The 20538-nt window shown below is 59.6% G+C and carries 24 protein-coding genes and 1 tRNA gene; 13 read left to right on the forward strand and 12 right to left on the reverse strand.

The genetic code is table 11. The features are described from left to right. The first annotated feature begins 28 nt into the window (after positions 1–28). Positions 29–880 carry an outer membrane protein gene (locus AC13QE_RS20955; protein WP_488485092.1) on the forward strand — a complete coding sequence of 284 codons (852 nt, stop codon included), beginning with the start codon at positions 29–31 and terminating at the stop codon, positions 878–880. A 237-nt stretch (positions 881–1117) separates the two neighbouring features. Further along, positions 1118–1951, forward strand: coding sequence for an outer membrane protein (locus AC13QE_RS20960; RefSeq protein ID WP_488485093.1), 834 nt, complete (start codon positions 1118–1120; stop codon positions 1949–1951). Positions 1952–1961: 10 nt separating this feature from the next. Here the strand turns inward: AC13QE_RS20960 and AC13QE_RS20965 are convergent, their stop codons facing one another. Further along, positions 1962–2798: a glycosyltransferase family 25 protein gene (locus AC13QE_RS20965; RefSeq protein ID WP_488485094.1), complete on the reverse strand. Its 837-nt coding sequence runs from the start codon at positions 2796–2798 to the stop codon at positions 1962–1964. 215 nt (positions 2799–3013) lie between these two features. Between AC13QE_RS20965 and AC13QE_RS20970 the strand changes: the two genes are divergently transcribed. The 8 genes from AC13QE_RS20970 (at position 3014) to AC13QE_RS21005 (ending at position 10512) form a co-directional block, all read left to right on the forward strand. Beyond that, on the forward strand, positions 3014–4192 hold the full coding sequence (locus AC13QE_RS20970; protein ID WP_488485095.1) for a phosphoserine transaminase: 1179 nt from the start codon (positions 3014–3016) through the stop codon (positions 4190–4192). Between the two features lie 144 nt (positions 4193–4336). After that, the gene (gene serA, locus AC13QE_RS20975; RefSeq protein WP_132717448.1) at positions 4337–5932 is read left to right on the forward strand and encodes a phosphoglycerate dehydrogenase; all 1596 of its coding nucleotides are present in this window, start codon (positions 4337–4339) and stop codon (positions 5930–5932) included. 208 nt (positions 5933–6140) lie between these two features. Next, entirely contained in the window at positions 6141–6788 is a 648-nt protein-coding gene (locus AC13QE_RS20980) for a lysophospholipid acyltransferase family protein (protein WP_112335291.1), read from the forward strand. A gap of 2 nt (positions 6789–6790) precedes the next feature. Next, positions 6791–7741, forward strand: coding sequence for a phosphatidate cytidylyltransferase (locus tag AC13QE_RS20985; RefSeq protein WP_132717447.1), 951 nt, complete (start codon positions 6791–6793; stop codon positions 7739–7741). Then, on the forward strand, positions 7738–8139 hold the full coding sequence (locus AC13QE_RS20990) for a hypothetical protein (protein WP_488485096.1): 402 nt from the start codon (positions 7738–7740) through the stop codon (positions 8137–8139). The genes AC13QE_RS20985 and AC13QE_RS20990 overlap by 4 nt, the downstream gene beginning before the upstream one ends. Positions 8140–8145: 6 nt before the next feature. Beyond that, positions 8146–8799 carry a CDP-alcohol phosphatidyltransferase family protein gene (locus AC13QE_RS20995; protein WP_488485097.1) on the forward strand — a complete coding sequence of 218 codons (654 nt, stop codon included), beginning with the start codon at positions 8146–8148 and terminating at the stop codon, positions 8797–8799. A 273-nt stretch (positions 8800–9072) separates the two neighbouring features. Continuing rightward, a complete protein-coding gene (mnmA, locus tag AC13QE_RS21000; protein WP_132717444.1) occupies positions 9073–10272 on the forward strand; it encodes a tRNA 2-thiouridine(34) synthase MnmA in 1200 nt (399 codons plus the stop codon). 163 nt (positions 10273–10435) lie between these two features. After that, a tRNA-Met gene (locus AC13QE_RS21005) sits at positions 10436–10512 on the forward strand. Between the two features lie 115 nt (positions 10513–10627). On the opposite strand, the gene AC13QE_RS21010 is transcribed toward AC13QE_RS21005, so the two are convergent. The 7 genes from AC13QE_RS21010 to AC13QE_RS21040 form a co-directional block, all read right to left on the reverse strand. Continuing rightward, on the reverse strand, positions 10628–10837 hold the full coding sequence (locus AC13QE_RS21010; RefSeq protein ID WP_488485098.1) for a hypothetical protein: 210 nt from the start codon (positions 10835–10837) through the stop codon (positions 10628–10630). 183 nt (positions 10838–11020) lie between these two features. Next, complete coding sequence (locus tag AC13QE_RS21015) at positions 11021–11275, reverse strand: PilZ domain-containing protein (RefSeq protein WP_488485099.1); 255 nt, start codon at positions 11273–11275, stop codon at positions 11021–11023. A gap of 281 nt (positions 11276–11556) precedes the next feature. After that, complete coding sequence (locus tag AC13QE_RS21020; protein WP_488485100.1) at positions 11557–12018, reverse strand: hypothetical protein; 462 nt, start codon at positions 12016–12018, stop codon at positions 11557–11559. A 54-nt stretch (positions 12019–12072) separates the two neighbouring features. Next, on the reverse strand, positions 12073–12324 hold the full coding sequence (locus tag AC13QE_RS21025; protein ID WP_488485101.1) for a DUF6074 family protein: 252 nt from the start codon (positions 12322–12324) through the stop codon (positions 12073–12075). A gap of 121 nt (positions 12325–12445) precedes the next feature. Further along, positions 12446–12700, reverse strand: coding sequence for a DUF982 domain-containing protein (locus AC13QE_RS21030; RefSeq protein ID WP_488485102.1), 255 nt, complete (start codon positions 12698–12700; stop codon positions 12446–12448). 325 nt (positions 12701–13025) lie between these two features. After that, positions 13026–13418, reverse strand: coding sequence for a DUF982 domain-containing protein (locus AC13QE_RS21035; RefSeq protein WP_488485103.1), 393 nt, complete (start codon positions 13416–13418; stop codon positions 13026–13028). Positions 13419–13532: 114 nt separating this feature from the next. Then, positions 13533–13793 (reverse strand): DUF982 domain-containing protein, encoded by a 261-nt coding sequence (locus tag AC13QE_RS21040; RefSeq protein ID WP_132717437.1) that lies wholly within the window; start codon positions 13791–13793, stop codon positions 13533–13535. Positions 13794–14049: 256 nt separating this feature from the next. Between AC13QE_RS21040 and AC13QE_RS21045 the strand changes: the two genes are divergently transcribed. The 3 genes from AC13QE_RS21045 (at position 14050) to AC13QE_RS21055 (ending at position 16914) form a co-directional block, all read left to right on the forward strand. Next, positions 14050–14745, forward strand: a complete 696-nt coding sequence (locus AC13QE_RS21045; RefSeq protein ID WP_488485104.1) for a DNA-3-methyladenine glycosylase I — start codon at positions 14050–14052, stop codon at positions 14743–14745. 54 nt (positions 14746–14799) lie between these two features. Further along, a complete protein-coding gene (locus AC13QE_RS21050; RefSeq protein ID WP_488485105.1) occupies positions 14800–15831 on the forward strand; it encodes a hydroxyacid dehydrogenase in 1032 nt (343 codons plus the stop codon). 87 nt (positions 15832–15918) lie between these two features. Continuing rightward, a complete protein-coding gene (locus tag AC13QE_RS21055; RefSeq protein ID WP_112335007.1) occupies positions 15919–16914 on the forward strand; it encodes a prohibitin family protein in 996 nt (331 codons plus the stop codon). Between the two features lie 131 nt (positions 16915–17045). Here AC13QE_RS21055 and AC13QE_RS21060 read toward each other — a convergent pair whose 3' ends face one another. The 4 genes from AC13QE_RS21060 to AC13QE_RS21075 form a co-directional block, all read right to left on the reverse strand. Continuing rightward, positions 17046–17702, reverse strand: coding sequence for a methionine ABC transporter permease (locus tag AC13QE_RS21060; RefSeq protein WP_488485106.1), 657 nt, complete (start codon positions 17700–17702; stop codon positions 17046–17048). Continuing rightward, the gene (locus tag AC13QE_RS21065; RefSeq protein WP_488485107.1) at positions 17692–18777 is read right to left on the reverse strand and encodes a methionine ABC transporter ATP-binding protein; all 1086 of its coding nucleotides are present in this window, start codon (positions 18775–18777) and stop codon (positions 17692–17694) included. Before AC13QE_RS21065 ends, AC13QE_RS21060 begins: the two co-directional genes overlap by 11 nt. Positions 18778–18891: 114 nt before the next feature. Beyond that, positions 18892–19740: a MetQ/NlpA family ABC transporter substrate-binding protein gene (locus AC13QE_RS21070; protein WP_488485108.1), complete on the reverse strand. Its 849-nt coding sequence runs from the start codon at positions 19738–19740 to the stop codon at positions 18892–18894. A gap of 210 nt (positions 19741–19950) precedes the next feature. Continuing rightward, positions 19951–20454 carry a cupin domain-containing protein gene (locus tag AC13QE_RS21075; RefSeq protein ID WP_488485109.1) on the reverse strand — a complete coding sequence of 168 codons (504 nt, stop codon included), beginning with the start codon at positions 20452–20454 and terminating at the stop codon, positions 19951–19953. Positions 20455–20538: the final 84 nt, after the last annotated feature.

A 20538-nucleotide genomic window follows, 5' to 3' on the forward strand; every position in this document is an offset into this window, starting at 1 on the left:
CAAGGGCAAGAAATTTGGAGCCAAAGCCATGATGAAAACCCTGATTGGGGCACTTGCCACTTTGCTTGTCGGCACGTCGGCCTTTTCTGCTGATCTTTATACGCCCGAACCGGTTCAGCCGGCGCCGGAAGTAACGGTCGCTCAATCCAGCGGCTGGTATCTGCGCGGCGATGTCGGCTATGCCTTCACGAACCTGCGCGGTGCGAACTACTTCCAGGGCTCCAATTCCAGCCTGGTCGATTTCGATCGCGCCAAGCTGGACGGCAATGTCACGCTCGGTGGCGGTGTCGGTTACCAGATCAACAACTACCTTCGCACGGACTTGACGCTCGACTATCTCTTCAAGTCCGACTTTAAGGGCTCCACGAAGGGCGATTGCGGTGCCTGCGGCCCAGGCTTTACTCCGACTGCAGCAACCTCGCGCGATCTTGCCTCCCTGACGGCCTATAGCTTGCTTGCCAACGCTTATGTCGATCTCGGCACCTACGGCATCTTCACTCCCTATGTCGGTGGCGGTCTCGGCGGCACTTACGTCAAGTGGAGCAATCTGAAGAACACGTCCTGCTCCGACGCCAACCCGGATTCCTGCGACGGAACGGTCTCGCATAACGGCCGCGGCAGCTGGCGCTTTACCTATGCGCTGATGGCCGGTACCTCCATCGATCTGACCTGCAACCTCAAGGCGGATGTCGGTTATCGTTATCGCCACGTTCAGGGCGGCGACATGTTCGGTTACAACGAGAATGGCGGTCCCGGTTACGACAAGGGCCTGAACCTGCACGAAGCCCGCATCGGTGCCCGCTATACGTTCGGAGGCTGCCAGACGGCAAGCTACATGCCGCCGGCCGATATCCCGGTCCAGGCGCCGGTCTACAAGTAAGCCATATCCATTCAAGTTATTGAAAAGCCGTCCGGTTTCTCGCCGGGCGGCTTTTGTTTTTCCTCTATTCCGTTAAGCAATTCTTCGTCGCCTTAAAGCTTCATTAACCATGAATTCCTTATGGTTAATGAAATGAGAATGGCAGCTTTCCCGCTCAGACCCAGACATATGAGATATCAAGGGGAGCTAGCCGGTTCGACATTCGGGCGCGAGCCCGAGGATGGAAGGCGAGGGGTAATGATCCGTTTTGACGCTTTGGCGCTGGCCGCAGCGATGGCAGGCGCATCGACGGGTATTGCGTTTGCGGCCGATGCGACACCGCCGGAAATCAAGATGTCTGAGGTGAGCGTCAAGGATGCCAAGGGATGGTATGTGCGCGGCGATGTCGGTTATGCCGTCAATGCCAGCCGCGCCGACACGAAATTTCGCGCCTATGATCCTGCGGGTGGCGATTACAGTTCGAGCAGCTTTGATTCGACGCGATTCGGCGGGGATTTTTCCGGCGGTCTCGGTGTCGGCTATCAGTTCAACGATCTGTTCCGCGCGGATGTGACGGGCGATTTCTTCAGCGGTGATTTCAATGGCCGCATTTCGAGCGATTCGCCTTGTTCCGGCGCGGCTGGCGGCACGGGATGCTCCACGAGAGCTCGTTCTTCCTTCAGGGCCGGCAGCCTGATGGTTAATGGCTATGTCGATCTCGGGACGCTCGCCGGCTTCACGCCCTATGTCGGTGCCGGCCTCGGCGCCACGCGGGCTTCCTGGAGCAGCGTCAACGCCATCGGCTCCTGTGTCGATGGCACGTCGGGCTGCGGCGGCGCTGCCTCAGTCAGCGCACGCTATCCTGGTGACAGTGACTGGCGCCTGACCTACGCCTTGATGGCGGGTGTGGCTTATGAGGTTGCGCCAAATATCAAGGTCGATCTTGGCTACCGCTTCTCCCATATCGCGGGTGGTGACATGTTCGGTTATTCCGCCGCAGATTCGGCTGCAGGCGCCGGCGGCACGGCAGGCCGCGACGGCGCGTTGTCGCGCCATGAGATTCGCGTGGGCTTGCGGATCACTACTTGGTAAAACCCGAGGCTTACGGCGTCGTCAGTACGTAGGCGATACGCCGAAAGAAATCCACGGTTCGGAAGATGTGTGCGGGTATGCGCTGCCAGGCCGGTGCCTTGGCCGCGCGGTAGTCGCGACGCCAGCCGATCATCGTCGTTCGCTGCAGCCGGCTAAAACCGGCAATATTCGCGCGCGTACTGACGATGGAGATATTCATGTCCCAGCCACGCTCCACGGCCACATCCCAGGGCAGCGACATGACGGCCAGCGATTTCACGATCTTTTCGGCGCCTTTGCGCGTGACAAGATAGCAGGCCGTCGAGCCTTGTGGACCAAAGAGGCAGCGTCCGACGATATCTCCCTTGCTGCTCCGGCCCATGGCACGAAAGCCGTTCCAGCGGTGATTGACGAGCTTGATCAGGTCGGCATTCGGCGCAGCATTCTTCGCGGCCACTGTGCGTGCGAGGAAATCGATATCCAGCGCAACATCATCTTCGATGACCACGGCCATTTGGTCGCCGCTCGCCAAAAACTGTTGCAGCGCCAACAGGTGACTCCGGTAGCAGCCATACTCACCGGGCAGGATGGTGCGGCCATGCCGGCGCTGGAAGCGATCGTGATCTACATCGATCCATTCATCGCGCGGGATGAGGGCACCGTCGACGCCATGAATACGCTCGAATCGAAAACCGAACTCATCGCTCTGCCGCTGAATCTCCGCCAGTCGTTCGGCTGCCCGGTCGATATTGATAAGATAGACCGGCATGGTTTGTGACGGCGTAAAAGAAGTTTCGGCGAGCGCAGTTAGGGACATCGAGCACACTTGATAATTTCCATCGGCGCAAAACGGCGAGCGCCTAGCCATATATGATTGTGCATCAGCATAGAAACTAGCTCTTGTGGCACCAAATTTAGCTTATTTCCATTGCGCGTGACTTGCCTGGCATCAAAATCTCGCACGAAATCGTGAGGGAGCGCCATGAGCAATTTTTATTGTTGCGCTAACGGGCTGCTTCCAATATATCCGGCGGCGGGACACTCCTCCCCAACGAGGAGCTTTCTATCTGAGAGGATAGCATCATGACTAAGCTCGCCAAGCCGGACATCCGTCCGAATAATACCCATTTCTCTTCTGGTCCATGCTCGAAGCGCCCCGGTTGGACGCTTAACGCTCTTTCCGATGCGACTCTTGGCCGTTCGCACCGCGCGAAAGTCGGCAAGGCAAAGCTGAAGCAGGCCATTGATCTTACCCGCGAAATTCTGGAAGTGCCGGCGGATTATCGCATTGGCATCGTTCCGGCTTCCGACACCGGTGCCGTCGAAATGGCGCTCTGGTCGCTCCTCGGCGAACGCGGCGTCGACATGCTCGCCTGGGAAAGCTTCGGCGCGGGCTGGGTTACCGACGTCGTCAAGCAGCTGAAGCTCAAGGACGTCCGCAAGCTCGAAGCCGGCTACGGCGAGCTGCCCGATCTTTCCGCTGTCGATTTCGACCGCGACGTGGTCTTCACCTGGAACGGCACCACGTCGGGCGTCCGGGTTCCGAACGCCGATTTCATCCCGGCCGGCCGCAAGGGCTTGACGATCTGCGACGCCACTTCGGCCGCCTTCGCTCAGAACCTCGATTTTGCCAAGCTCGACGTCGTCACCTTCTCCTGGCAGAAGGTTCTGGGCGGCGAGGGCGCCCATGGCGTCATCATTCTGTCGCCGCGCGCCGTCGAACGCTTGACGACCTATCAGCCTGCCTGGCCGCTGCCGAAGATCTTCCGCATGACCAGCGGCGGCAAGCTGATCGAAGGCATCTTCACCGGCGAGACGATCAACACGCCTTCGATGCTCTGTGTCGAAGATTATATCGATGCTCTCCTCTGGGCGAAGGATCTCGGCGGCCTGAAGGCGCTGATCGGCCGTGCCGATGCCAATGCCAAGGTCATCCACGATTTCATTGCCGCCAACGACTGGATCGCCAATCTCGCCGTCAAGGCGGAGACGGCATCCAACACCTCCGTCTGCCTGAAGATCGTCGACAAGGACGTCGTCGCTCTCGATGCTGATGGTCAGGCGAATTTCGCCAAGGGCCTGGTTGCGCTCCTCGAAAAGGAAGGCGTCGCCTATGACGTCGGCCATTACCGCGACGCGCCGTCGGGCTTGCGCATCTGGGCTGGTGCGACGATCGAAGCTTCCGACATGCAGAAGCTGATGCCCTGGCTCGCCTGGGCTTTCGAAACGCAGAAGGCGACGCTCTCCCAGGCTGCTGCCTGAGGTTTGAAGCGTTTATGGCTCCGCCGGTAAGGCGGAGCCCAGCATCTCGAAATTCTCGTTGTTTTCATGCAATTCCATACGGAAAGCCGTTTTTGTACCTTTCCCGGATTGCGCGTCTTAGCTGACCCTTTTCAGGAGGCCTCCATGGCACCTCGCGTTCTCGTATCCGACGAACTGTCGGAAACCGCTGTCCAGATCTTCCGCGATCGCGGCGTCGAAGTCGATTTCCAGCCGCAACTTGGCAAGGACAAGGACAAGCTGTTCGAAATCATCGGCAATTACGATGGTCTTGCCATCCGTTCCGCCACCAAGGTGACGGAAAAGATCATCGAAGCGGCCAAGAACCTCAAGGTCGTCGGCCGCGCCGGTATCGGGGTCGACAATGTCGATATCCCCGCCGCTTCGCGCCGCGGTATCATCGTCATGAACACGCCGTTCGGCAATTCGATCACGACGGCCGAACACGCCATCGCGCTGATGTTTGCCGTTGCCCGTCAGCTTCCGGCGGCCGATGCCTCGACGCAGGCCGGCAAGTGGGAAAAGTCGAAGTTCATGGGTGTCGAAATCACCGGCAAGACGCTCGGCATCATCGGCGCCGGCAATATCGGCTCCATCGTCATTGCCCGCGCCCTCGGCTTGAAGATGCATGTTCTTGCCTATGACCCATTCCTGTCCAAGGAGCGCGCCGAGGAAATGGGCGTCACCAAGGTCGAGCTCGACGAGCTCTTCGCCGGCGCCGACTTCATCACGCTGCATGTGCCGCTGACCGACAAGACCCGCAACATCATCGACGCCTCTGCGATCGCCAAGATGAAGCAGGGCGTGCGTATCATCAACTGCGCCCGCGGCGGCCTCGTCGATGAAGCGGCCCTTGCCGCCGCCATCAAATCAGGCCATGTCGCCGGCGCTGCCTTCGACGTCTTCGAAGTCGAGCCGGCCAAGGAAAGCCCGCTCTTCGGCCTGCCGAATGTCGTCTGCACGCCGCATCTCGGTGCCTCCACGACGGAAGCGCAGGAAAACGTTGCTCTTCAGGTCGCCGAGCAGATGGCTGATTACCTCGTCAAGGGCGCTGTCTCGAACGCCATCAACATGCCTTCGATCACGGCTGAAGAAGCGCCGATCCTGAAGCCGTTCATCAAGCTTGCCGATGTTCTCGGCGCCTTCGTCGGTCAGGTCACGGACGATCCGATCAAAGAAATCGAGATCCTCTATGACGGCGTCACCGCCAACATGAACACCAAGGCGCTGACGAGCGCGTTGCTTGCCGGCCTGATCCGCAATCAGGTTGCCGACGTCAACATGGTTTCGGCGCCGATCATGATCAAGGAAAAGGGTATCGTGCTGGCCGAAGTGAAGCGCGACAAGACCGGCGTCTATGACGGTTACATCAAGCTGACGGTCACGACAGACAGCATGAGCCGCTCCGTCGCCGGTACCGTCTTCTCGGACGGCAAGCCGCGATTCATCCAGATCAAGGGCATCAACCTCGATGCGGATGTCGGCAACCACATGGTCTATATCGCCAATACCGACGTTCCCGGCATGATCGGCTTCATCGGCACGACGCTCGGCTCTGCCGGCGTCAATATCGCCAACTTCCAGCTCGGCCGTGACAAGCAGGGTGGTGATGCCATCGCGCTTCTCTATGTCGACGGTCCGATCAGTGATGAGGTGCTCGGCAAGCTGACGGCGCATCAGGCGATCCGTCAGGCAAAGCCGCTGGTGTTCAACGTCGATTGAGCCTGCCCGCCCTGAAGAAGGGCGGCAGCTATAGAATTCGCTCCTCCCAAGAGCCCATGCGAAAGCCCGGCGCGACATAAGTTGCGCCGGGTTTTCTTCATGGTTGTGAGGGTTGTGGATAAGCCCGCTCCACAGGCTATCGGGGGCGATGAAACGCGCCTATCTCTATGTCATGGAGGCTTTGCGGAAGAACATCCTCGGGGAAGGAATGGGCACGCCGATCGAATGGCTGGCGAAACCCGTTTCCGTGGCGATCGTGCTCTTTGCGCGAGCCATTACCGCCGTTCGGGCGATCTGGCCCGAAAGCGGCATGCAAACCCGCCGCTGCGTCTATTTCGCCAATCACTCCAGCCATGGCGATTTCATCCTGATCTGGACTGTCCTGCCGCCACGATTGCGCCGCCGCGTACGCCCGGTGGCGGGCGCCGATTATTGGCTGAAATCGCCGCTGAACAGCTTCATCGGCCGGGACGTCTTCAACGCCGTGCTGATCGAACGGGATCGTGAAGCACGTAAGGAAGATCCGGTCACGCAGATGACGCAGGCGCTCGATGCCGGCTCCTCGCTGATCCTGTTTCCAGAGGGTACCCGTAATCTCACCGAGCAGCCGTTGCAGCCCTTCAAGAGCGGGCTTTTCCATCTTGCGCAGGCTCGCCCTGATATCGATCTCGTGCCCGTCTGGATCGACAACCTCAACCGCGTCATGCCCAAGGGCGAGTTCGTACCCATTCCGCTGATCTGCACGGTCACCTTCGGCGAGGCGCTGCATATCGGCGAGACCGAAGAGAAGGCGGAGTTTCTGGCGCGGGCCGAAGCGGCGCTGCTGGCGCTGGCGCCCAAGCGGGCGGGAGACTGAGCATGGAAGCGGCAAGCGCCGATCTGATCCACCTCGTTCTTGGCATTTTCGGCGTCCTGATCGTCGCCTCCGTCATCGGCTACGTGCTGGAGCGGCGGCTGTCGCCTGACGGATCGAATGCTGCGATCGAAAATCTGAATGCGCGCATCAAGGCTTGGTGGGTGATGGTGGTGCTGATCGGCATCGCCTTCATTGCCGGGCGCGCCGGCGTCATCCTGCTCTTCGCCTTCTGCTCCTTTGCGGCGCTGCGCGAATTCATGACTCTGATCAACACGAAGCGGGCGGATCACTGGGCACTTGCCGCCGCCTTCTTCGTGGCCTTGCCGGTGCAATATTACCTGCTCTGGGCCGAGCAATATGGCATCTATTCGATCTTCATCCCCGTTTACGCCTTCCTCTTCATGCCGATCATCGCGGTGCTGCGCGGCGACACGGAGCGGTTTCTGGTGCGGATCGCCGAGGTGCAATGGGCGCTGATGATCTGCGTCTTCTGCGCCTCGCATGTGCCGGCGCTGCTGACGCTGCACATTCCGGGTTATGAAGGCCGCAATGTGCTGCTGATCGCTTTTCTGGTGATCGTCGTGCAGCTCAGCGACGTCCTGCAATATGTCTGGGGCAAGTTGTTCGGGAAAACGAAGATCGCGCCGCGTCTGTCGCCATCGAAGACGGTGGAGGGTTTCGTCGGCGGCGTCATCAGCGCTTCGCTGATCGGGGCGGCGCTCTGGTGGGTGACGCCGTTCACACCGCCGCAGGCCGGTCTGCTCGCCTTCGTCATCACCATCATGGGTTTCTTCGGCGGGCTTGTCATGTCGGCGATCAAGCGGGATCGCGGCGTCAAGGATTGGGGCCATCTCATCGAGGGGCATGGCGGGCTGATCGACCGGCTGGATTCGGTCGTCTTCTCCGCGCCGATCTTCTTCCATCTCGTGCGCTACTGGTGGTCGCTGTCATGAACGGAAAGCTGAAAGCGCTTGCCGGCAGCAGCATCGTGCATGTGCTTTTCGCCTTCCTCGCCATGGGCGGCTGGGCTTTCTTCGCCAACCGCATGCACCCGATGCCGAGGCCACTGATCGCGGGCTTTGTGCAGGGCGTGCTTTCGGGTTGTCTGACACTGTTCCTGAAATCCGTGGTCGAAGTTTTGTCGCGGCGGTTCGGCGGCTCTACGCGCCTTTGGGCGCCGCCGCTGATGGCCTGCCTGGGCTCGGCGACCATCCTGATCGTCATCCACGCGCTGAGCGGCACGCCGGAGATCCTGAAAACCATTGCGGTGCCGCTGCTGGTCTCTTCCAGTTATGCGGCGATCTACAATTATTCGATATCGGGCGGAAGGCCGCGAAATCATGAGGGATAAGGGCATATGACCGGCGAGGGAACAGGCGACAGGCGGCCGCTGGCGAGCCGCAACACGCGGTGGGCACAGGCACTGGCGCGGCGCATGACCGCGCTTTCAGTGACGCCGAACCAGATCTCGCAGGCAAGCATGGTCATGGCAGCACTGGCGGGGGCATCATTCTGGCTCTCCGGGGCCACCGGTAGTGCCGGGATGCGAATGGTCTTGCTGATCTTTGGCGCCTTGTTCTGTCAGCTACGTCTGCTCTGCAATCTGCTTGACGGTATGGTGGCGGTCGAGGGCGGGAAAGGCGAGGCCGATGGACCGTTCTGGAACGAATTTCCGGATCGCATTGCTGATATCCTCATCTTTGCCGGTATCGGCTATGGCATTGCGATGCCGGGCCTTGGTTGGGCCGCCGCCGCCTTTGCTGTGTTGACGGCCTATGTCCGCGAGCTTGGCCGTGCCACGGGCAATCCCAGCGATTTCGGCGGTCCGATGGCCAAGCAGCATCGCATGGCGGTCGCGACGGCAGGGGCTTTGCTTTCGATTATAGAGGCGTTATGGAGCGGCGGCAGCTGGGTCTTGACCATCGCGCTTTGGGTCGTTGCCGTCGGATCGGCGGTGACAGTCCTGCGGCGCAGCCGCAATCTGATCCTGCATTTGAAGGCAAAGGGATGATTCGCGATTTCGCCCACCCCTTGCATGGGTTGGCAATCCTTTCTATATCCGTCCACAATTGAGGCCGGCTGCAAAGAGCGGCTAAACGCCCTGTGTAATGAAAATTCGCCGCTTTTGCATGGCATCCGGCGGCAACAAGCATGATCCCGAAAAGTGTGCAGCGGTTTTTGGATCAGATCATGCGAAATGAAATCGTGAGAGCGTGACGACGTTTCGAAGAAACGTCTCCCGCTCGGCAGCATCGAAGATCGTTCAAGACTGGCGGCAACGACCGTGAATACACTGGATTTTGACAAGAGGCCGGAAGATACCCGTGTCGTCGTCGCCATGTCGGGCGGTGTCGACAGCTCCGTCGTCGCCGGCATTTTGAAGCGGCAGGGCTATGATGTGCTCGGGATCACGCTGCAGCTCTATGACCATGGCGCGGCCGTGCATCGCGCCGGCTCCTGCTGCGCCGGCCAGGATATCGACGATGCACGCCGTGTCTGCGAAACGCTCGGCATCCCGCATTATGTGCTCGACTATGAAAAGCGCTTCCGCGAGACGGTGATCAATCCCTTCGCCGAGAGCTATGTCGCCGGCGAAACGCCGATCCCCTGTGTTGCCTGCAACCAGACAGTCAAGTTCGCCGATCTTCTGCTGACTGCCAAAGAACTCGGCGCCGATGCGCTGGCGACCGGCCATTATATCCGCTCGCGCCCGAATCCATCTGTGGAGCACCCAAATCGCCGCGCCCTCTATCGCCCGGCCGATGCCGATCGCGACCAGAGCTATTTCCTCTTTGCCACGACGCAGGAGCAGATCGACTATCTGCGTTTTCCACTCGGCGGCATGCCCAAGGCCGAGACGCGCGCGCTTGCCGAAGAGATGGGCCTCGTCGTCGCCAAGAAGGCCGACAGCCAGGACATTTGTTTCGTGCCGCAGGGCAAATATTCCGACGTGATTGCCAAGCTGAAGCCGAATGCGGCGCTTGCCGGCGAGATCGTGCACCTCGACGGCCGCGTGCTCGGCCAGCACGAGGGTATCCTGCATTACACGATCGGCCAGCGCCGGGGTATCGGTGTTGCCACAGGCGAGCCGCTTTACGTCGTCTATCTCGACGCCCGCTCGCGCCGTGTCATCGTCGGCCCGAAGGAAGCGCTGGAAACGCACCGCGTCTATCTGCGCGACGTGAACTGGCTGGGCGACGAGTCGCTCCTGCAGGCCGCTTCCGGTGAAGGCTTTGCCTGTTTCGCCAAGGTGCGGTCCACCCGCGCACCGTCCCCGGCTGTGCTGCATGCCGATGCCAGCGGCATCTATGTCGACCTCACCGTCGGCGAGGCCGGTGTGGCTCCCGGGCAGGCCTGCGCGCTCTATTCGGCACCCGGTGATGACGCCCGCGTCTACGGCGGCGGCTTCATCGAACGTTCGGAACGTGAGCCGATGGCGGAGGCGTCTTTGAAGGCGCTGCTGGCAGGCCCGGTGGCTGCCTGAGGGCAGGCGGCGTCGGCGTCAAGAGAAAGCACTGATTTTTCCAAATCATCCGCTTGACACCAAGCCGAACCGCACCTTATAAGCCGCTCAACCGACGAGCTAGCGCTTTCGAGCGACAGTTCGTTTGACCTTTGCATTTGATGTTCAACATCAAATGCGGCGTGGCGGAGTAGCTCAGTAGGTCAGAGCAGAGGAATCATAATCCTTGTGTCGGGGGTTCAAATCCCTCCTCCGCTACCAAAACTTCCAAAGTGTTGAAAGTTCTCGTAATCGCAAGCTCTTAGCGACCTGCGTAAGCGTGCTTGTTCCTATGGACGTGCAAGCTGAACCACTTCGGCACTTGAGAGGACCTGATTCAGGAGCCAGCTGCTCCAATCCCTTTGGGGCCGTCGAGCCGGGTTACGTCGTCATCCAAGGTTCGCACCGCTGTTGCCAGGGTCGCCAGTGCCGACATCATGAGGGCATGGTCCTGGCCTTCTTGGGATTGCGATTGGGACAGAGCAAGAGCGCGATCATGCAGCTGTTGGCCGATTGTGTCGAGCCGATCAATGGTTTCCTGGTTCATAGCCATCTCCTTCACAGGCCAATTCGGCAGAGGTGCCATATGCCAATGCATGGTGCGGCTTATTTGTTCCGGGCGAACCTTATCGACGCGCGGTAACTGCGGCTGGTATACCGCCCAGCTTTGACTGGGAGCCATTTCGGATATTCATCCGGACGCCCATAGGTGTTGTGGGCGAGAGTGCCCTCACACAAACTCGACACCTATGCTGTTGATTTTGCGCCAGCGCACTGCGCAAGCCAACAATCTTTCGTCCGAAAGTTGCAGATTGAAGGCGTTGGGTGCGGCGAGAGGATTTTCGATTTGGATCATGGCGCCGGTATCGGACAGGTTTCGGACGAGGCAATCGAAGACCGAGTGGCCGTCGTTAAATATGATCTTGGCGCCGAGAAACGTACGTTTTCGGGTCGCTACCCGGCCTTCGGGTGAGAATGCCGTCATGGGATTGGCTCCTTGACTTTTGTTTTTGCTAAAATGGCATGTTCTAATATCGAAGATATTAATGAGAATCCGCAAATTGAACGGTTTCTACTTATTGGCGGAGAGGCAACCTAAGCATCGGATGAATGCCGGCCGGTCGGAGCTTGACGCAGCCGGAATGCACTGGCACTTCCCCACTCCCGAGAGGCCATCCTCCGGCACGCTTTCCGTTGAAAATATCTCGGCAGAGCCGGATGGACGACGTCGCCAGCGAACAACCCGCCGTCATTTGCGTTGTATTTTCAAATGGCCCATGGAAATCCACGCGACATATCTTGCAAGACGAAACCTGCTCTGGCACCGTGCTGCCGTAGGGGATCGGGATTTTCAATGAGACTGTTTTTGGCGGCGGCCACCATGCTGGTGGGCGCCAGTTCCGCGGTGGCGGCAGACGACGCCGTGAACAATGCGTTCCGGGTCTGCAAGATGATCGACAATACCGGCTTGTTTACAGCGCCGTGCCAGGTGTCCAGCCGCAGGTACGCCGTCATGGCGACAATAGATCTGCCGAGCGCCGATGCCAGAAAGGCCTGCGCGCAGATTACCGGCGTGGCTTCGTCAAAGGGGTTCCATTTCCCTGGAGGAGAATGGACTGTGCAAATCAAGTCACCGACAAGCGGCGACAAATCCATCGCATTTTGCAAGCTGCCGAAATAGAGCAATTTCAGGAAAACTGCGTAGCGGCTTTCCGTCCGGAACTGCAAAAAAGAGATGGAGCGTTCTTGCGATTCAAGGAGAACTCGAGGGCTCTAACGTGGTCAGGCCGAGGCGTTCAGCTCTTCTTCGGCAAAGGTAAGCTGCAGTTCCATCTGCACCGCATGCATGAAGAGGCCTGCTTGCCGCGAGATTTCGCCGTCTTCCATTCCCTGTTCGCGCAAGGCGTTGGCAAAGATTGCCATTTCCGAACGCCAGAAGCGGTTTGCCGCTTCGCCATTGAGCTGCTGAAGGGCTGCGGCACACCGCCTGACATCACTGGTACGCCTGTCGGCCGGGAATGGTAGAAGCGACATATTCTCTCCGTCATTGGCAGGGCGAATCGCCTGCCTCTGTTGGCAAGATCGCCGGCACTCGTTCACAAAAAGTGAATAATGTCAGAGAGATCCCGCATGCCGCGGGAAGGGCGGGATGATTTCACTGCATGACGGATATGCCAGCCTCCCGTGCAGCCTTGATCAAGGCCTCCCTTACGGCTTCGGCGGAGACGGCACCAAGCATCGCTTCGAGGCAGATCCGCACTGCCGCGACATATTCCTCGCCATTTTCCACCGGCCAATACTCCAGCAGCAACTCCGCCGCCTGATGCACTGAATTGACACGGCGGGTTCCGCCGTTCTCTCCCATGACAAGCGTGATAGCCGGAAATGGGCGTAAAGTGTTTCGTTTCAAAACGTATTACCTCCGAAACATTCATGCTTCGGTAAGACTGCAAGAAGCGTTCCGGACCGTAAGTCTTGCCCGATGCCATCGTAGCTGAGGTCGTTTCTTGCCGACAGACGGCCACATTGCGCTCCTGTACTGCGGCCGAGATCGCTTCCGTGTCGCATCTGAATGACGGCGCCATTCTCGTAAAGCAAGACAAGGCCGGGACCGCTTCCCGGATATGCAGCCGCCCCGCTCTCCAATGCCTTCGCCTTTGGGTTGCCATCAAAGCCCCGCGAAAACCGCGAGGATCTGACAGCGGTTTGAGAATGGTTTGAGCCTCGCGAGAGCTCTAATCCAATACGTTCGCTTCCACGCAGGCTGCGATGAACATCTTCCTGGCTTTGTCGCTCAACAGGGGATCGATATCGGCTTGGAGGCAGAGGCTTCGGGCGGAATCATATTTTTCGCCTCTGATGGTAGGCCAACGGAAAAGAAGGTGATTATGGGCTTCCCTGGGGCTTCGGACGGCCTCCGGCATTCCATAGCCGATGCGCAAATAGACTGGCTCGTGCCAGCGGCCATCGCCGGCACTAAAAATACTGGTCATTTCGATGATGCTCCGACATTGCCTCCCCAAACTCCTGCAAGAGCAAAAAGTTTCGCAATATCCGGAAAATTGATCTTCAGATTGTAAGCGGGAAAGCGGCCCCAGCATGCGGCGATCGTGGGAAAAAACGAGCATCCGGGACAGTCCCTCGATTGCTCACATCCAGTCCCGCCGGCTGACTTGGTGAACTATTCCACGACGAGATATGCAGCGTGTCCGCGCACGAAGAATGAGAACGGCACTATGCTTTTATTGAACGACCGGCATTTCCAGAGGGACGCCAGCCTCGGATGCCGCGGCGACAAAGCTGTTGCGGGCCTCCACTGGTTGTCCCTGACCTCTTTCGACGTCGGCACAGACTTGCAATGCCATCATGAACGCCTTGCCCTCCGCGACGGGCCATGCGTTCAGCAGCATATCCAGTGCTTCTTTCGTGTTCGCGACCGTATAGACTTTTCCGGTACGCTTGCAGATGACCATGATGGGATTATTCCAGTCTTTATTATTCATGGCACGGGGCTCCGATCCGACGCGGCCGCAATTAACGCTACGGTGCGTGAAATCTCAAGTTAATTTCAAGACCATATCTGGAGCAGTCCGGAATTGTTTCAATCGTCGGGAAATCAATTCGAGTGCCGACGTGATCAACTTTCGAACCGCAACTTTCGATAGGGTGTTTTTCACAGAAAATCATCGTACGGAGATTACATGCACGGGGCAATGCGGTCATAAAAGACTTGTCGCGCGGCATGACCGGGAGAGGATGATGGGAAGCTTTGCGGAGATCAGGGAGCGCGCCGAGAAGCGCAAGGGCGGCGCCGATGGACTGAGGGCGCTGATGCCCAGAATGCCGAACCATGACGTGCTGCGGACGCAGCCCGACGATCGGATATTGTCGGAAATGACGCGCTACATCTTCTATGCGGGTTTCGTGCGCAACGTCATCGATTCGAAATGGACGGGCTTCGAAGCCGCTTTCTCCGGCTTTGATCCCGCCTTCCTCAATCTCGCACCGGACGACTACTGGCATGATCTGACCTCCGATGTCCGGGTCATCCGCAATGGCGCCAAAATCATGTCGGTCAGGGCCAATGCGCAGTTCGTCCGCCGGCTTGCCGACGAGCATGGCAGCGCCGGCCGCTTCTTTGCCGATTGGCCGCTGGAGGATCAGATCGGCCTGCTGGCTCTTCTGGACAAGCAGGGCAACCGGCTCGGCGGTATGACCGGACAATATCTGCTGCGCGCAATCGGTCGCGACAGCTTCGTCATGAGCCATGACGTTCTCGTCTGTCTGCGGCTTGCGGGCGTGCCCATTTCGGAAAGCAAGCCCACCAAGAAGGATTTGCGGCTGATCCAGGATCAGTTCAATGCCTGGCACGTGGAGACGGGGCTACCGCTCACCTATCTCTCGCGCATTTGCGCCTTCTCTGTCGGTATGCCAGGGGAGGAGGACGAGGCCTGATTGATCTCATCCATCGAATGATATTGGATCGCCTCGGGATACAGGAGGAGCAGAATGACGACCGACAGCAGACCCTTGGCCATCAGCGCGCCGGAGCCGCGCTCGCTCGAGCTCATCTTCACCAAGGATGCCCTGACGCTCCTTCATTCGAAATATCGCATCGTAGAAGCGGATCCTGACGATGTCGCGGGATTAGGGGATGATGTGCTCGGCGAGGCGCGCTATATCATTGGCCAGCCGCCCTTGTCGAAGGAGACGCTCGACCGCATGCCGCAGCTGCGCTGCATTCTGAATGTCGAGAGCAACCTCATCAACAATATGCCCTATGAGGTGCTCTTTGAACGCGGCATCCACGTCGTCACCACAGGTCTCGTCTTCGCCGAACCGGTTGCCGAAATCGGTCTTGGGTTTGCGCTAAGCCTGGCGCGCGGCATCGCCGATGCCGATCTTGATTTCCGGGAGGGCAGGGAGCTTTGGGGCGGCGATGGCAATGCCAGCGCCCGGCTGCTTTCGGGCAGCGATATCGGTATTGTCGGCTTCGGCGATCTCGGCAAGGCGCTGAACCGGGTTCTGTCCGGCTTCCGTGCCAATATCAGGGTGTTCGATCCATGGATGCCGCCATCGATCCTGAGAGAGCATGGCGTGCAGCCCACCGGGCTGGACGAGGTGCTGTCCGCCAGCGATTTCGTCTTCGTTGTTGCCTCCGTCACAAGCGAGAACAAGGGCTTTCTCGGCGCTGAGGCTTTTGCGAGGATGCGCAAGGGTGCAGCCTTCATTCTGCTTAGCCGGGCCGATGTCGTCGATTTCGATGCGCTCATGGCGGCGGTAGCCTCCGGCCATATCGTGGCGGCGAGCGACGTCTATCCTGAGGAGCCGCTCGGCCTTGATCACCCCGTGCGCAAGCTCAAGGGCTTTCTGCGCTCGGCCCATCGTGCCGGCGCGCTCGACGGCGCCTTCAAGAAAATGGGCGACATGGTGCTGGAGGATATGGATCTGATGGATCGCGGCCTGCCGCCGATGCGCTGCAAGCGTGCTGAGCGGGAGACGGTGTCGCGCATGCGTTCGAAGCCGGTGACGCGCAACTGACGGTGGTCGCACGAGGCACGAAACCGCAGGTGCATTTCCGAGTCGACTCATCTATCTCTCCCTCATAGCGTGCAGATGGGGATATCGATGGCAAACCGGGAAATTGACATAGCATCCGTGGCGAACAAGGGTCGCGTTACGGCATTCATCGGCATCATCGCCGTGATAGCCGTGCTGATGCTCGTCTTCAGTTCGTGGTACACGATTGATCAGGGCGAGCGCGGCGTCATCCTGCGCACGGGCGCAATGGTCGGCACGGCGGAACCGGGCTTGCATTTCAAGTTGCCCTGGATCGAGACCGTCGTCAAAATCCCCGTGACTCAGCAGGTCACCTATTGGACCTGCCAGAACGGCTCGAACTGTCAGGCCAACGAGCATCAACAGATGCAGGCCTATTCGCAGGATCAGCAGCCAGCAGACATGCGCGTCACCATCTCCTGGCATGTGCCGGCAGATGCCGTGGAACATGTCTATTCGGAGTTCGGTTCGCTCGGCAATCTGGAATCGCGCCTGATCGCACGGCGAGCTCCCCAGGATGTCAAGACCGTATTCGGCAAATTCACCGCCGCCTCCGTCATCCAGAACCGGGCGCAATTCAACACCGACGTCCAGGCGGCGATCGAGGCGGGCATTCAGGGTCCGGTGCAGATCGACAGCGTGCAGGTCGAGAATATCGATTTTTCGGATGCATATGAAAACAGCATCGAGCAGCGCATGCTGGCGGAAGTCGAGGTGCAGAAGCTGCGGCAGAATGCGGAGCGCGAGAAGGTGCAAGCGCAGATCACGGTTACGCAGGCCCAGGCCGCAGCGGACGCCCGTCGCGCCGATGCGCAGGCGCAGGCCGATGCCGTGAAGCTGCAGGCAGAAGCCGAGGCCGAAGCGATCCAGCTCCGCGGAGACGCCGAAGCGAAGGCAATCAAAGCCCGGGGCGATGCATTGCGCGACAATCCGAACCTGATTTTCCTCACCCAGGCGGAAAAGTGGAATGGTCAATTGCCAACTACCATGCTGCCGAACGCTTCGGTGCCGATGCTTAATCTCGATCAGCGCCAGAGCCCCGCCACGTCGGCGGAGCATGAATAGCATCGATTGCGCGGGATCAGGGAGCCGAGCTAGAGCAGTTCCAGCAAAAGTGCGAAGCGGTTTTGCGTCCGGAACTGCGTAAAAACAAGAAGATAGAGCGTTTTCGCGATTCGAAGAAAAGCGGAAATGCTCTAGCGGCGGTCGAGCCGGTTGGCTAGGCGATCGCCCAGCCATTGCATGCCGCAGACCAGAACGATCAGTACGATGACCACGGCGATCATGACGCCGGTTTCGAAGCGCTGGTAGCCGTAGCGGATCGCAAGGTCGCCGAGGCCGCCGCCGCCGATAGTGCCCGCCATCGCGGAAGCCCCGATCAGAGTCACCAGCGTCACCGTGAAGCCGGCGACGATACCGGGCATGGCTTCTGGCACCAGCACTTCGCGGATGATCGTCCAGCGATTGCCGCCCATGGCGCGCACCGCATCGATCAAGCCGCGATCGACTTCACGCAGCGAGACCTCGGCGATACGGGCATAATAAGGGATCGCGGCGATGGTCAGCGGCACGATCGCCGCCGTCGTGCCGAGCGCCGTGCCGACGATCAGCCGGGTCAGCGGGATGAGGGCAATCAGCAGGATGACGAAAGGCACGGCGCGGAAGCCATTGACGAGCGCGGCAAGGACGTTGTTGATCGCAGGCTGCTCGGCAATGCCGCCGCGACCGGTGACGACGAGGGCGAGGCCGAGCGGCAGGCCGATGACCAGGGAGAGGAGGCCGGACGCAGCCGTCATCCAAATCGTCTCCCAGAAGGAGCGCCAAAGCAGGCCGAGGATCACATCAGTTGTCATAGCCTAAAACCTCCACCCGGGCGGAGCGGGCTTTCAGAAAATCGCTGACCTGCGCCGGCAGATCCGGATTGCGCGTCGGGACGGCGACGAAGAAACGGGCAACGGGTTGGTTCTGGATGTGGTCGATGCCACCGTGAACCAGGCGAAAAGAGCGCGGCAGGGCAGCCGAGAGTTCTGCAAACAGTGCCCCTTGCGCGGCCGGACCGGCAAGATCGACGCTGAGGATCGCTTCGACGCCTGACGTCGGCGACAGGCGGGCGGCGATGTGCTCGGGAAGCTGCGGGCGGATGCCGCCGAGCAGGCTTGCCGTGATCTCCGTTTCGGGGTTGGCGAAGACTGTCCACACGGAGCCTTCCTCGACGATCCGTCCGGCATCGATGACCGCGACGCGGTCTGCGATCGAGCGCACCACTTCCATCTCGTGGGTGATGAGCAGGATCGTCAGGCCGAGCTTGCGATTGATATCCTTCAGCAGTGCGAGGATCGACCGCGTCGTTTCCGGATCGAGCGCCGATGTTGCTTCGTCCGAAAGCAGCAGCGCCGGGCGGGCAGCTAGTGCGCGGGCAATACCGACGCGCTGTTTCTGGCCGCCGGAGAGGGCGGCGGGATAGGCTTTTGCCTTATCGGCAAGGCCGACAAGATCAAGCAGCTCGCGCGCCCGCTGCAGCCGTTCGGCCTTGGCCACCCCCTCGATCTTCAGCGGCAGAGCGATATTCTCTTCGACGGTCTTTGCGGACAACAGATTAAAATGTTGGAAGACCATGCCGATGCGGCGGCGCAGCGGCTGCAGTTCCTTTTCCGAGAGGCGTGCGATGTCGCGGCCTTCGATATGGATCTCGCCGCTATCGGCGCGCTCCAGCCCGTTCAGGCAACGGATCAGCGTCGATTTGCCGGCGCCGCTGCGGCCGATGATGCCGACGATCTCGCCACGGCGCGCGGTCAGCGAAATTCCATCAAGCGCAGGCGTCGTGCCGAACCGGCGGCGGACATCGACCAGGCGGACGATTTCGTCGCCCACCGCTCGTTCGAGCGGCGCCTGTCCGTCGATTGATGTGGCTGGGATGAAGGAATTCATGTCTGCTTCCCAATCTTCTTTTTGCGTTCGGCGCGGGTTGAGCGTGGCTTTAAACATCAAAGGCGGCCCGGGCAAGATACCCCGGCCGCCTCGCCGCTCAGCGCGGTCCTGACATCAATAGGCGCTGATGCCCGTTCCCTTGTAAACCTTGTCGAACTCTGCCTTGACGGCGTCATTCTGGTAGGCGGCCACCAGGGTCTTCACCCAGGCCTCGTTCTCGCTGCCCTGCTTGACGGCGATGAAGTTGCGATAAGGATTGCCGTCGATCGGCTCCTGTGCAATGCGTTGCTTCGGCGTCAGGCCGCTTTTCAATGCCCAATCGGTGTTGACGACTGCGGCATCGAGGTCGTCGATCGAGCGGCCGACGATGCCGGCGTCCAGTTCCTTGATCTCGACGTTCTTGGGGTTTTCAACGATGTCGGCGGTCGTGGCGAGAATGCCGGTGCCATCCTTGAGCTTGATCACGCCTTCGTTCTGCAGCACGCGCAGTGCACGGCCCTCGTTGGACGGATCGTTCGGTACGCCGATGACCGCACCCTTCGGAAGCTCTGCCACGGTCTTGTATTTCTTGGTGTAGAGGCCGATCGGCCAGACGCCGGTATAGCCGACGCTGACGATGTGGTAGCCGTGCTGCTTGATCTGGTTGTCGAGGTAAGGCTTGTGCTGGAAAGCGTTGGCATCGATTTCGCCGCGCTCGAGGGCCTCGTTCGGCTGGGTGTAGTCGTTGAAGACGACCGTCTCGACCTTCAATCCTTTCTTGGCGGCTTCAGCAGTCACGACACGCCAGACATCTTCGTCTTCACCGCTGATGATGCCGACCTTGACCGTCTTGTCTGCCGCGAAAGATGGCGTGGAAGTCGCCGTCCAGCCGAAAACGGCGACAGCGGAGGCGAGGATGGCAGCAAGGCCGGCGCGGCGGGAAAGGCGCAGCGCGTCGAAACCTCTAGAAAGCTTTTCAGTCATGGGAAATCCTGTTCCTGATGATCGAGATCAATATCTCGTTGACGGCTTAATCATCTCAGGCGCGTGTTCGCATCGCCAAGCAGGATCATGCGTTGTGCGCCGCACTTCTGAAAAACTCTTTTCAGTGCGGCGCAAAGCGCAAACTAATTTTCTATAAATATTGTAGATTATTTATGCGGCAAATGAGATTTTGCCTGAAAAATATGCAGATTAACGATGGATCGGGTCCTTCCAGAGGACTTCTTCCGGTTTTTCCACCGGTTCGATATCCAGATTGACGACGACCGGTTCCTGCCCGGAGCGAACGAGAACACATTCCAGCGTTTCATCGCGGCTGGCATTGATTTCCTGATGCGGCACGTAAGGCGGCACAAAGATGAAGTCTCCGGGGCCGGCTTCGGCGACGAATTCGAGGTTGTCACCCCAGCGCATCCGGGCCTTGCCCTTGACGACGTAGATGATGCTTTCGAGATCGCCGTGATGGTGAGCGCCGGTCTTGGCATTGGCATGGATCGTCACGGTTCCTGCCCAGATCTTTTCAGCGCCGGCGCGCGCATGATTGATCGCGGTCGCGCGGTTCATGCCGGGCGTTTGTGCGGTATTCGGATCCAGCGCATTGCCGGGAATGATCTTGATGCCGTGTTCGCGCCAATCGATGGGCTGAGGGTCGTGATCGTGCCCGTCGCGATGCTGATGTTCATGATCGCCGCACATGGGGTCCCCTTTGCTCTTGGGAGAGAGATTCGCGCGCCTTTCGTCGGCGCGCAGCAATTTCATACTACGCGAAGTCATTCAAAA

The organism is Martinezella sp. CNPSo 3957, from assembly GCF_057784395.1.

Coding starts and splice junctions, on each gene's coding strand:
- AC13QE_RS20955 (WP_488485092.1), top strand. CDS start 29: ATGATGAAAACCCTGATTGGGGCACTTGCCACTTTGCTTGTCGGCACG.
- AC13QE_RS20960 (WP_488485093.1), top strand. CDS start 1,118: ATGATCCGTTTTGACGCTTTGGCGCTGGCCGCAGCGATGGCAGGCGCA.
- AC13QE_RS20965 (WP_488485094.1), bottom strand. CDS start 2,798: ATGGCTAGGCGCTCGCCGTTTTGCGCCGATGGAAATTATCAAGTGTGC.
- AC13QE_RS20970 (WP_488485095.1), top strand. CDS start 3,014: ATGACTAAGCTCGCCAAGCCGGACATCCGTCCGAATAATACCCATTTC.
- serA (WP_132717448.1), top strand. CDS start 4,337: ATGGCACCTCGCGTTCTCGTATCCGACGAACTGTCGGAAACCGCTGTC.
- AC13QE_RS20980 (WP_112335291.1), top strand. CDS start 6,141: ATGGGCACGCCGATCGAATGGCTGGCGAAACCCGTTTCCGTGGCGATC.
- AC13QE_RS20985 (WP_132717447.1), top strand. CDS start 6,791: ATGGAAGCGGCAAGCGCCGATCTGATCCACCTCGTTCTTGGCATTTTC.
- AC13QE_RS20990 (WP_488485096.1), top strand. CDS start 7,738: ATGAACGGAAAGCTGAAAGCGCTTGCCGGCAGCAGCATCGTGCATGTG.
- AC13QE_RS20995 (WP_488485097.1), top strand. CDS start 8,146: ATGACCGGCGAGGGAACAGGCGACAGGCGGCCGCTGGCGAGCCGCAAC.
- AC13QE_RS21010 (WP_488485098.1), bottom strand. CDS start 10,837: ATGAACCAGGAAACCATTGATCGGCTCGACACAATCGGCCAACAGCTG.
- AC13QE_RS21015 (WP_488485099.1), bottom strand. CDS start 11,275: ATGACGGCATTCTCACCCGAAGGCCGGGTAGCGACCCGAAAACGTACG.
- AC13QE_RS21025 (WP_488485101.1), bottom strand. CDS start 12,324: ATGTCGCTTCTACCATTCCCGGCCGACAGGCGTACCAGTGATGTCAGG.
- AC13QE_RS21035 (WP_488485103.1), bottom strand. CDS start 13,418: ATGCTCGTTTTTTCCCACGATCGCCGCATGCTGGGGCCGCTTTCCCGC.
- AC13QE_RS21040 (WP_132717437.1), bottom strand. CDS start 13,793: ATGAATAATAAAGACTGGAATAATCCCATCATGGTCATCTGCAAGCGT.
- AC13QE_RS21045 (WP_488485104.1), top strand. CDS start 14,050: ATGGGAAGCTTTGCGGAGATCAGGGAGCGCGCCGAGAAGCGCAAGGGC.
- AC13QE_RS21050 (WP_488485105.1), top strand. CDS start 14,800: ATGACGACCGACAGCAGACCCTTGGCCATCAGCGCGCCGGAGCCGCGC.
- AC13QE_RS21055 (WP_112335007.1), top strand. CDS start 15,919: ATGGCAAACCGGGAAATTGACATAGCATCCGTGGCGAACAAGGGTCGC.
- AC13QE_RS21060 (WP_488485106.1), bottom strand. CDS start 17,702: ATGACAACTGATGTGATCCTCGGCCTGCTTTGGCGCTCCTTCTGGGAG.
- AC13QE_RS21065 (WP_488485107.1), bottom strand. CDS start 18,777: ATGAATTCCTTCATCCCAGCCACATCAATCGACGGACAGGCGCCGCTC.
- AC13QE_RS21070 (WP_488485108.1), bottom strand. CDS start 19,740: ATGACTGAAAAGCTTTCTAGAGGTTTCGACGCGCTGCGCCTTTCCCGC.
- AC13QE_RS21075 (WP_488485109.1), bottom strand. CDS start 20,454: ATGTGCGGCGATCATGAACATCAGCATCGCGACGGGCACGATCACGAC.